The 10814-nt window shown below is 67.8% G+C and carries 12 protein-coding genes; 9 read left to right on the top strand and 3 right to left on the bottom strand.

Features of this window, described 5'->3' with window-relative positions:
* Positions 1–999 (bottom strand): class I SAM-dependent methyltransferase (locus tag ABS73_RS12115; RefSeq protein WP_286693469.1); only part of this gene is annotated, 999 nt, incomplete at its 3' end.
* A 4-nt stretch (positions 1000–1003) separates the two neighbouring features.
* The gene (clpS, locus tag ABS73_RS12110; RefSeq protein ID WP_136855828.1) at positions 1004–1321 is read right to left on the bottom strand and encodes an ATP-dependent Clp protease adapter ClpS; all 318 of its coding nucleotides are present in this window, start codon (positions 1319–1321) and stop codon (positions 1004–1006) included.
* A gap of 262 nt (positions 1322–1583) precedes the next feature.
* On the opposite strand from clpS, the gene ABS73_RS12105 reads away from it, so the two are divergent.
* The 4 genes from ABS73_RS12105 (at position 1584) to ABS73_RS12090 (ending at position 6402) form a co-directional block, all read left to right on the top strand.
* Positions 1584–3272 carry a D-alanyl-D-alanine carboxypeptidase family protein gene (locus ABS73_RS12105; protein WP_277023514.1) on the top strand — a complete coding sequence of 563 codons (1689 nt, stop codon included), beginning with the start codon at positions 1584–1586 and terminating at the stop codon, positions 3270–3272.
* A 156-nt stretch (positions 3273–3428) separates the two neighbouring features.
* Complete coding sequence (locus tag ABS73_RS12100) at positions 3429–3983, top strand: GbsR/MarR family transcriptional regulator (RefSeq protein WP_277023512.1); 555 nt, start codon at positions 3429–3431, stop codon at positions 3981–3983.
* 16 nt (positions 3984–3999) lie between these two features.
* Positions 4000–5385, top strand: coding sequence for a cytochrome ubiquinol oxidase subunit I (locus ABS73_RS12095; RefSeq protein ID WP_277023510.1), 1386 nt, complete (start codon positions 4000–4002; stop codon positions 5383–5385).
* A gap of 6 nt (positions 5386–5391) precedes the next feature.
* The gene (locus tag ABS73_RS12090) at positions 5392–6402 is read left to right on the top strand and encodes a cytochrome d ubiquinol oxidase subunit II (RefSeq protein WP_277023601.1); all 1011 of its coding nucleotides are present in this window, start codon (positions 5392–5394) and stop codon (positions 6400–6402) included.
* 50 nt (positions 6403–6452) lie between these two features.
* Here the strand turns inward: ABS73_RS12090 and ychF are convergent, their stop codons facing one another.
* A complete protein-coding gene (gene ychF, locus ABS73_RS12085) occupies positions 6453–7550 on the bottom strand; it encodes a redox-regulated ATPase YchF (protein ID WP_277023507.1) in 1098 nt (365 codons plus the stop codon).
* Between the two features lie 143 nt (positions 7551–7693).
* On the opposite strand from ychF, the gene trpA reads away from it, so the two are divergent.
* The 5 genes from trpA to ABS73_RS12060 all read left to right on the top strand — a co-directional run bounded on the left by trpA (position 7694) and on the right by ABS73_RS12060 (position 10719).
* Entirely contained in the window at positions 7694–8491 is a 798-nt protein-coding gene (gene trpA, locus ABS73_RS12080) for a tryptophan synthase subunit alpha (RefSeq protein WP_277023506.1), read from the top strand.
* Positions 8488–9048: a VOC family protein gene (locus ABS73_RS12075; RefSeq protein ID WP_277023504.1), complete on the top strand. Its 561-nt coding sequence runs from the start codon at positions 8488–8490 to the stop codon at positions 9046–9048. Before trpA ends, ABS73_RS12075 begins: the two co-directional genes overlap by 4 nt.
* Entirely contained in the window at positions 9045–9536 is a 492-nt protein-coding gene (locus ABS73_RS12070) for a GNAT family N-acetyltransferase (protein WP_277023503.1), read from the top strand. Before ABS73_RS12075 ends, ABS73_RS12070 begins: the two co-directional genes overlap by 4 nt.
* 62 nt (positions 9537–9598) lie before the next feature.
* Entirely contained in the window at positions 9599–10342 is a 744-nt protein-coding gene (locus ABS73_RS12065; RefSeq protein WP_277023501.1) for a molecular chaperone DjiA, read from the top strand.
* A 38-nt stretch (positions 10343–10380) separates the two neighbouring features.
* Positions 10381–10719: an AAA+ family ATPase gene (locus ABS73_RS12060; RefSeq protein ID WP_277023499.1), complete on the top strand. Its 339-nt coding sequence runs from the start codon at positions 10381–10383 to the stop codon at positions 10717–10719.
* Positions 10720–10814 lie beyond the last annotated feature (95 nt).

The raw sequence follows: 10814 nt of genomic DNA, 5'->3' as shown, positions 1-10814 counted from the left end.
GCCCTTGCGGGGTGCGGCGCTGCCCTTGCCGGCGGCGCTGGCCTCGATCACCTTGAAGCGCGTGTCGCCGCCGATCTCGTGGACCTGGCCGAAATGCTGGGCCAGCACCGATTCGTAGGGAAGATGCCGGTTCGCCACCATCCACAGCCGCCCCGCCCCCGTCAGCAGGCGCGCGGCGGTCGCGATGAAAGACGCCCCAAGACGCGGGTCGGCCTGGCGTCCCTCATGAAACGGCGGGTTCATGACCACACCGTTCACCGGCTCGCGCAGCGCAAAGTCCCGCGCATCGGCCCAATGGAACCGCACGCGCGGATCGGTGACGTTGCGCCGCGCCGATTCCAGCGCGGTGTGATCGGCCTCGACCAGATGCAGCTCTGTCACGCCGGGGCGCGCCAGAACCTGGGCCGACAGCCAGCCCCAGCCCGCGCCCAGATCGACGATACGCGTGGGCAGCTTGGGCGGCAGATGCTCGGCCAGCATCCGCGACCCGGGGTCGATCCCGTCCGCGGAAAATACCCCCGGCAGGGTCACAAAGCCCGGCGCGACCTCGGTCGCGGTGGCGGTCCAGTCGGCGGGCAGACCCTGCGGCGGCAGCGTCAGGCGAAAGATCTTGCCATGCGCCTTGCTGATCACGTCGTCGATCTGCGCCACGCCGCGCAGCTCCCGCAGCAGCGAATCGACGCCATCGGTCTTTTGTCCGTCGACCCAGATCGTGGCGTCCGGCGCCAGATAGGCGGCGGCCTGGGCCAGACGCGCGCGGGACGCGGCCTTGGCACGGGGCAGCCGGACGATGGCGGCATCGAACAGCCCCTCGGCCTCGGTGCGCACGTCGAAGCCGCGCGCGGTCAGGCCCTGATGGTCGGGGAAATGCCCCTGCAGCACCGTCAGCTGCGCGGGGTCGAGGGGGGACAGGTCATCGGCGGCGCTTGCGCCGATGAACAGCACCCGGCCTCCGGGATGGCCGTCCGGAAAGGCCAGGTCCAGTCGTGATTGGGTCACGCGATTACTCTTTTTCCATGGTGCATTGCAGGGGATGCTGCTGGCGTCGGGCCAGCTCCATCACCTGGGCGACCTTTGTCTCGGCCACCTCGTGAGAAAAGACGCCGACGACCGCCACGCCCTTGCGATGCACGGTCAGCATGATCTCGATCGCCTGCGCGTGGGTCATGTGGAACAGACGTTCCAGCACATGCACGACGAACTCCATCGGGGTGAAGTCGTCGTTCAGCAACAGGACCTTGTACATGGGGGGGCGCTGCGACTTGGCGCGCGGCTTGACCGCAAGGTCGGATTGGTCGTCGGGGTTCCGGGGGTCGGTCATCCAGTGCGTCATCGGGCTGCGGTCGTTCCTGAATGCTGCGGCGACGGTAGGGCGACCATCGGGCTTCGGTTTAAATATAGCGCAATCGCGCCGGGATGAAAGCCCCCCCTGCCGCGGCATCGCGACCGCCCCGTGTCGAAACAGCAGACAAAATTAAGTCGAATGCCCGGTTTCATGGATAAAACACCCGTGCTATTATAGGTTGATTAACGACGGGTGTGCGACAAATGACGCGCCCGCTTGAGGCAGAGAGACAGCGACAGTGATCCGATTTCCCAAAGCCTTCCGGCTGATCCGTCATGCCGTTCTGGCGATGACCCTGCTGGCCATGCCGGCCGCGGCGGCGCCCTTTGCGGCCTATGTCATGGATGCCCGCACGGGCCAGCCCATCTATCGACAGAACGCCGACACGCGGCTGCATCCAGCGTCGTTGACCAAGATGATGACCCTCTACATGGCGTTCCATGCCATCGAAAGTGGTCGCGTCCGGTTGGATTCGCGCTTCACCATCTCCACCAAGGCCGCGAACGAGCCGCCCTCCAAGCTGGGTCTGCGGGCCGGACAGCAGATCGAACTGCGCTATCTGCTGCGTGCGGCGGCGATCAAGTCCGCCAACGATGCCGCCACCGCCATCGGCGAGGGGCTGGCCGGCTCTGAGGAGGCGTTCACCCAGCAGATGACGCAGATGGCGCGCGCCCTGGGCATGAACAACACCCAGTTCCGCAACGCCCACGGCCTGACCCGCGAGGGGCATTTTTCCACCGCGCATGACATGAGCCTTTTGGGCCGGCACCTGTTCTACGATTTCCCTCAGTATTACAACCTGTTCTCGCGTCGCTCGGCCGATGCGGGGATCGCGCAGGTCGCCTCGACCAACCGTCGCTTCCTGGACGCCTATTCGGGCGCCGACGGGATCAAGACCGGATATACGCGCGCGGCGGGCTTCAACCTGACGGCCTCGGCGCAGCGCGGCAACCGCCGCCTGATCGCGACCGTCTTTGGCGGCACCTCGACCGCGCATCGCAACCAGGTCATGACCGAACTGCTGGACAGCAGCTTCACCCGCATCCCGGACCGCGTCCGCGAGGTCAAGCCGCAGCGCCCGCGCATGCTGGTCCAGGCCACGACCCGGCGCGCCCAGGTGCCCGCCAGCCCCGCCGCCACCCAGGCAGAGCCGCAGCGGATGGTGCTGCAGGCCTCTCCGCCGCCCTCGACGCGCCCGGCCCAGGCCTCCAGCCTGGTCGCCGCCGCAACGCCCCCCGTTGATCTGACCGAGGCCCTGCGTCAGGCGGGCGCCACCGCGACCGCCCCCGTGCCGCCCGGCGTCGCCCTGGCGCGCAGCGCGCGGCCCCGCAGCAGACCGGGCAGCGCCGCGCCCGCGCCGGATCAGGCCGATCAGATCGCTCAGGCCATCGCGACGGCGGTCGCCTCCGACGCTGCCCCGGCGGCCTCGGCCAGCCTGGCGGCCCCGGTGCTGGCGGCCTCGGCCCGGCCCGCACCCTCGCCGCGGCGCAGTGCCAGCATCGCCGCCGTGGCCCAGCCAGAGGCCCCCGCCGCTGCCCCCGAACCCACGCCGACCGCAACAGAGGGTGCGTTGTCGCTGAACAGCTCGGCCGCACCGCGGCCCCGGTCGGAAACCGTGATTCTGGCCGCCATGGGCGAAGGCGATCTGGGCAACCCCGAGGCGCTGGAGGTCGTGCGCAGGCCCACCGACAGCGGTCGGAACTGGGGCGTCTCGCTGGGCCTCTATACGACGCAAGCCGAGGCGGACCGTCTGCTGCTCAGCTTGGCGCTGCAGGACGGCAACTTGTTCGGCGCGGCCCGCCGCCATGTCGCCAACACCAATCGCGGGTTCGAGCCGCGCTTTGTGAACCTCAGCAAGGGGCACGCCCAGCTGGCCTGCGAACGCATGGGCAGCCGGTCCCAGCCCTGTTCCGTCATCGCGAACTGATCACCAACCATCGGCACCGACCCTGACCCCCGCCCACCGGCGGGGGTTTTTTTGCATGTCCTGCAACGACTAAGGTGCGACAACCCGCCCGGTTGGGTCCGGCGCGCTTTTCCCTATTTTTGTTTCAGTAATTTCTGAAATGACGGGAACACGCGAATGCCGATCTCTGCACTGCGCCAGGATTTCATCCTGCATTTCGGCGAGATGGGCTCGCGGTGGGGGATCAACCGCACCGTGGGCCAGGTCTATGCCCTGCTGTTTCTGGCCGATGACCCGCTCTGCGCCGATGACATCGTGGGCGCCCTCGGGTTCTCAAGGTCGAACGTGTCGATGGCCCTCAAGGAGCTGCAAAGCTGGAACCTGGTCCGCCTGCGCCACCGGCCCGACGACCGGCGCGAATTCTTCACCACGCCCGACGACCTGTGGGAGATCGTCCGCTGCCTCATCGCGGAACGCAAAAAGCGCGAGATCGACCCCACGCTGACCAAGCTGCGCGAGCTGTCGATGACCGAGCCCGACCCCGCCGATCGCGCGGCCCATGCCCGCATCGCCGAGCTGCGACAGCTGATCGAGCAGATGACCGCGTTTCACGACGACCTGGCCCGGTTCGAGACCGAGCGTCTGGTCGCCCTGTTGAACATGGGTGCCCGGATCGGGCGCCTGGTCGACAGCGCGGGCAAGCTGATCCCGATACGCCGCTCCAAATCCTGAACAGAAAGGCCCTCAGATGGACCCGCTGATCCTGTCACGGATTCAGTTCGCCGCGAACATCTCGTTCCACATCCTGTTTCCGACCATCACCATCGCGCTTGGCTGGGTGCTCTTGTTCTTCAAGCTGCGCTTCAACGCCACCGGCGCCGAGAAATGGATGGACGCCTATCGCTTCTGGGTGAAGGTGTTCGCCCTGTCCTTTGCGCTTGGTGTCGTGTCCGGCATCACCATGTCGTTCCAGTTCGGCACCAACTGGCCCGGCTTCATGGAGGCCGTGGGCAATGTCGCGGGACCGCTGCTGGCCTATGAGATCCTGACGGCCTTCTTCCTCGAGGCTGCGTTCCTGGGCATCATGCTGTTCGGTTTCCGCCGTGTGCCCGGCTGGCTGCACACGACGGCGACGGCGCTGGTGGCATTTGGCACGACCCTGTCGGCCTTCTGGATTCTGGTCCTGAACAGCTGGATGCACACCCCCGCGGGGTATGAGCTGCGCGACGGCGTCGTCCATGCGACCGACTGGTTCGCCATCGTCTTCAACCCGTCGATGCCTTACCGGCTGGCGCATATGCTGCTGGCCTCGGGTCTGACGGTGTCCTTCCTGATCGCCGGCTTCTCGGCCATGCGCTGGCTGTGGGGCGACCGCAGCGACGAGGTCCGCGCGACGCTGCGCTTCGGCGCGACGCTTGGCGCGATCCTGATCCCGATCCAGATCTATGCCGGCGACATGCACGGCCTGAACACGCTGGAGCATCAGCCCGCCAAGGTCGCCGCGATGGAAGGCAACTGGGAGACCCAGGGCAACGTCCCGCTGGTGCTGTTCGCGATCCCCGACCAAGAGGCGCGCGAGAACCGCATGGAGATCGCCATCCCCAGTGTCGCCTCGCTGATCCTGACGCACAGCTTCGACGGCGAGGTGCCGGGCCTGAACGACTTCGTGGCCGAGGACGGCACGATCGAACACCCGCCCGTGGCGCCGGTCTTCTACGCCTTCCGCGTGATGGTGGGCCTGGGCTTTGCGATGCTGGCGCTGTCCTGGTCGTCGGTCTGGCTGATGCGCCGCGGCCGCGGTATCGAGGGGCTGCCCCGTCCGTGGATATACGCCTTCGTCGGCATGGCCTTTTCGGGCTGGGTCGCGACCCTGGCCGGCTGGTACGTGACCGAGATCGGGCGCCAGCCCTGGCTGGTCACCGGCGTGCTGACCACCAAGGAGGCGGTCGGGCCGGTGACGGGCGGCATGGTCGCCTCGACGCTTGCGGCCTATCTGCTGGTCTATGCGGGGCTGATGACCGCCTATCTGGGCACGCTGACCTATCTGGCGCGCAAGGCCGCCCGCCACGACCCGCTGACCCCCGATGTCCCGAAACCCGATGCGGGCATCCGCGTCCTGCAGCCCGGAGAGTAAGCGATGATGGACCTGTTCGGAGACCCCGCCATCTGGCTGCCCTTCGTCTTTGCCGGCCTGATGGGCACCGCGATCCTGGTCTATGTGATCCTGGACGGGTTCGACCTGGGCGTGGGGCTGCTGTTCCCCTTTGCCACACCGACCGAGCGCGACCGCATGGTCGCCTCGATCGGCCCCTTCTGGGACGCGAACGAGACCTGGCTGGTGCTGGCGATCGGCATCCTGCTGGTGGCGTTCCCGGTCGCGCATGGGGTGATCCTGACCGCGCTGTATCTGCCGGTGGCGGTGATGCTGGTCGGGCTGATCCTGCGCGGCGTCGCGTTCGAGTTCCGCGTCAAGGCCCCCACCCGTCATCGCGGTGCCTGGAACAAGGCGTTCTTTGGCGGCAGCCTGGCCTCGACCCTGTCGCAGGGCTTCATGCTGGGGATGTATATCACCGGGCTGCAGTTCACCTGGGCGAACATCGCATTCGCAACGCTGACGGCGGTGTTCCTGACGGTGGGCTTCAGCTTCATTGGCGCGGTCTGGCTGATCGGCAAGACCGAAGGCGCGTTGCAGGCCAAGGCGATCCTCTGGGCGCGGCGCGGCATCTGGGGGCTGATCGCGGGCATCACGGCCATCTCGGCGGCCTCGCCCCTGGTCAGCGCGCGGATTTGGGACAAGTGGTTCAGCTGGCCCGAGATCGTCTGGCTGGCACCGCTGCCGATCCTGTCTGCGGTGCTGGTGCTGACGCTGTGGCGGGTGCTGCACCGGTTGCCGCTGGATGGCGACCGGCTGGCCTGGGCGCCGTTCTGGATGGCCTCGGCGCTGTTCGTGATGGCGTTCGGGGGGCTGGCCTACAGCTTCTACCCCTATGTCGTGCCCGAACAGATGACGATCTATGAATCAGCGGCAGCCCCCGAAAGCCTGATCATCATCCTGGTGGGCACGATGGTCGTGCTGCCCATCATCATCGCCTATTCGATCCTCGCCTATACGGTGTTCCGCGGCAAGGCGACCGAACTGACCTATTACTGAACGAAAAAGGCGGGCCCCGGGGCCCGCCTTTCCCGCACTGTCAGGGGCCCTCAGCCGCTGAACAGGAAATGCAGGACGTCGCCGTCCTTGACCTCATAGGTCTTGCCCTCGACGCGCAGCTTGCCCGCCTCGCGCGCGCCGGCCTCTCCCTTGCCCGCGACGTAATCGTCATAGGCGATGGTTTCCGACCGGATGAAGCCCTTTTCGAAATCGCCATGGATCACGCCCGCCGCCTGCGGGGCCAGCGTGCCCTTGGTAATGGTCCAGGCGCGCGCCTCCTTGGGGCCCACGGTGAAATAGGTCTGCAGGCCCAGCAGGGTGTAGCCGGCGCGGATCAACCGGTCCAGGCCCGGCTCCTCCAGCCCCATCTCGCCCAGGAACATCTGCGCCTCATCAGTGTCCAGCTGGCTGATCTCCTCCTCAATCCGGGCTGAGATCACGACATGGCCCGCGCCCTGCGCCTCGGCCATCTCGCGGACCTTCTCGGACAGGGCGTTGCCGTTGGCGGCCTCGTCCTCGGCCACGTTGCAGACGAACAGTACCGGTTTCGCGGTCAGCAGCTGCAGCATGTCCCATGCGCGGCGGTCGTCATCCGACACGGTGATGGTGCGCGCGGGGCGACCCTCGTTCAGCACGGCCAGCGCCTGCTGCAACAGGCGCTGCTGATCGGCCGCGTCCTTGTCGCCGCCCTTCAGCTTGCGCGACAGGTTGGCCAAGCGACGCTCAATCGATTCCATGTCGGAAATCATCAGCTCGGTCTCGATCACCTCGGCGTCCGCCAGCGGATCGACGCGGCCCTCGACATGGGTGATGTCGCCATCCTCGAAACAGCGCAGGACATGGGCGATGGCGTCCACCTCGCGGATCGTGGCCAGGAACTGGTTGCCCAGACCCTCGCCCTTGGAGGCGCCCTTCACCAGGCCCGCGATATCGACAAAGGTGATGCGCGTCGGGATGATTTGCTTGCTGCCCGCGATCTGGGCCAGGGTGTCCAGGCGCGGATCGGGGACCGCGACCTCGCCCACATTGGGCTCGATGGTGCAGAACGGGAAATTCGCGGCCTGTGCGGCTGCGGTTTTCGTCAATGCGTTGAACAGCGTCGACTTGCCCACGTTCGGCAAGCCCACGATCCCCATGCGAAAGCCCATGACAGCACCCTTTCCCGTCTGAATATCCCGCGCCTGTTACGCGCCCCGCGCGGCCAAGTCCAGCCTTGGCCCGATTGCGCCCAGGGCCCATGCGGGCTAGTGCTGGGCGCAAAGAATGCGGGGCCAGAAAAGGCGGGGATGACATGACCAGAATCGACGACAGGTTTGCGGCACTCAAGGCGCAGGGCAAGAAGGCCTTCGTGGCCTATATGATGGCCTCGGACCCCGATGATGCGACCGCGCTGCAGATCATGCGCGGCCTTCCCGAGGCGGGCGTCGACATCATCGAGCTGGGCATGCCCTTCACCGACCCGATGGCCGATGGCGGCACCATCCAGGCGGCGGGCCAGCGCGCACTGGCCAATGGCGGAAGCGTCAGCCGCACGCTGGACATGCTGCGCGCGTTCCGGCGCGAGGACACGACCACGCCGGTCGTCCTGATGGGCTATTACAACCCGATCTATGCGCGCCCCGGCGGCGTGACCCAGTTCCTGACCGACGCGGTCGAGGCGGGCGTGGACGGCCTGATCGTCGTCGACCTGCCCCCCGAGGAGGACAGCGAGCTGTGCATTCCCGCCAGCGCCGCGGGCCTGAACTTCATCCGCCTGGCGACCCCCACGACCGATGACAAGCGCCTGCCCGCGGTGGTCAAGAACACCTCGGGCTTTGTCTATTACGTCAGCGTGACGGGCATCACCGGGGGCGCCGCAGCCAACGCCGCCGACGTCGCCCCCGAGGTCGCGCGCATCCGCGCGGGCGCAGGCCTGCCGGTGGTGGTGGGTTTCGGCATCTCGACGCCCGAGGCCGCGCAGCAGATCGCCTCGGTCGCGGATGGCGTCGTGGTGGGCAGCGCCATCGTCAAGCAGATCGGCGAGGGCCGCCCGGTCCCCGAGATCCTGGATTTTGTCCGCGACCTGGCCGCGGGGGCCCATCGCGGGTGACGCTGACCTTCGATCACGTTGCCATCGCCGCCCGCACCCTGGACGAGGGCGCCGCATGGCTGCGCGCGCGGGGCCTGCACCCTGAGCCGGGCGGCCGCCATCCGGGCCTTGGCACGCATAATATGCTGCTGTCCCTGGGCCCCGGTGAATATCTGGAGCTGATCGCCCGCGACCCCGGTCAGGACGGCCCGCCCCGCTGGTTCGGCCTGGACGGGTTCGACGGGCCGCCTCGCGTCGCGGGCTGGGTGGCGCGCATGTCGCCGCTGACCCCGCCGCCCGGAACTCAGGTCGCCCAGGCCCGCCGCGGCGATCTGGCCTGGACCATCACCTTGCCCGATGCGGGCCAGATGCCGCGTGGCGGGGCGCAGCCCATGCGGATCGACTGGGGCCAGGGGCCGCACCCCTCGGACCGCCTGCCCGATCGCGGCGTACGCCTGTCGCGCCTGACCCTGCCGCTGGAGGCGCTGGCGCTGGACGATCGCCGCCTGATGCTGACCGGCGCGGGCACGCCGATGACCCTGACGCTGACCACCCCCACCGGAGACGTGACGCTGTGATCCTGCGCGATGCGACCCCCGACGACGTGCCCCTGATCGCGGCGATCTGGAACCCCATCGTGCGCGACACCACGATCACCTTCTGGCCGAACGAACGCAGCCATGACCAGATCGAGACCCTGATCGCCGAGCGGCAGGCGACCGGCTACGCCTTTCTGGTGCTGGAGAGCGACGGCATCGCGGGCTTTGGCACCTATAGCCAGTTCCGGGGCGGGCTGGGCTATGTCCGCAGCCAGGAACACACAATCTATCTGGCCCCCGACCGCAGGGGCGGCGGGCTGGGCCGGACCCTGCTGCGCGGGCTGGAGGATCACGCCCGCGACCGCGGCCACCGCATCCTGATCGGCGGCATCACCGGGTCGAACACCGGGTCGATCGCCTTCCACCGGGCGATGGGCTACGGCGAATGGGGTCGGATTCCTGCGGCAGGCTGGAAATTCGGGCAGTATCACGACCTTGTGCTGATGGGTCGCGATCTTTCGTGCTAGGGGCGCGCGGGGGCGGCATTGCGCCCCTATCGCTTGGGGTGTTTCGGCGCTAACCTTGGGCCATGGATTGCTGCACCACCCCCGAGACCTGCACCGGCCCCTGCCCCGAACTGCCGCGTCCGCGCAGCTTCTGGCAGCGCATGGCCGACCGAATCACGGCCTTTCTGTGGACCAACCGTCCGGCCACGCCGCCCGAACGATCGGTCGCCTTCACCATCGCCGTGATCGCGCTTGGCGCCAAGCTGGCCAAGGTCGACGGCACCGTCGAGCGGTCCGAGGTCGCGGCCTTTCGCCGGGTGTTCATCATCCCCCGCTCCGAGGAAAAGAACGCCGCCCGCGTCTTTGACCTGGCGCGTCAGGACGTGGCGGGCTTCGATGCCTGGGCGCGCAAGATGGCGTCGATGTTCCAGCCGGGCGACCCGGTGCTGCTGGACGTGATGGAGGGGTTGTTCGTCATCGCCGTCGCCGATGGTGCGCTGCACGAGGCCGAGATCCAGTTTCTGGACGAGGTCGGGCGCATCTTCGGGCTGGCGCCCGAGCAGATCGCCGCGATCCGGCGCCGCCATGACAGCGGCGCGGGCTGCCCCCCCTGCGAGGTTCTGGGCGTGGCCCCCGACACCCCCCTCCCCGAGGTCAAACGCCGCTGGCGTCAGCTGGTGCGCGAGAACCACCCCGACCAGGCCATCGGCCGCGGCCTGCCCCCCGAGGCGATCCGCCTGGCCGAGGCCCGCACCCGCCGCCTGAACGAGGCCTGGGAAAGCTATCGCGACCTCTATCGCCGCAATCTGCATCTGGGCGCGGCCTGACCCTTGCGCAGCGGGCCGCCCCTGCCCATCTTGCGGGCATGAGACATCTGGCCCTTGCCCTGACACTGGCGCTGATCTCCGGCCCTGCCCTTGCGCAGGAGGCCGAGCCGCCGGGATTTTTCGAACGCGGTCTGGGCACGATCATGGGTCAGCTGTTCGGCGGAGAGGAACCCGCGCCCCTTGCCGATGCCCTGCGCGGCATGGGACCGGTGCTGCAGGATCTGGCGGCCCAGGTCGATGACCTGCGCCACTACCACGCCCCCGAACGCCAACCCAACGGCGACATCCTGATCCGCCGCCGCGAAGGCGCGCCCCCGCCGCCCCCCTTGGGCGAGACGTTGCAGCCCGATCCCGACCAACCCCAGATCGCGCTTTAAAGCGTTTCTGCAAAAACCGGAATCATGGGATTCCCAAAGGGGTCTGCTTGTGATTCATCCTCCCAGAAAGGATGAATCATGTCAGCACCTTTACC

It is taken from the genome of Paracoccus sp. SCN 68-21 (genome assembly GCF_001724535.1).
Lineage (GTDB): Bacteria > Pseudomonadota > Alphaproteobacteria > Rhodobacterales > Rhodobacteraceae > Paracoccus > Paracoccus hibiscisoli.
This window is presented reverse-complemented; position numbering and strand designations above follow the sequence as displayed.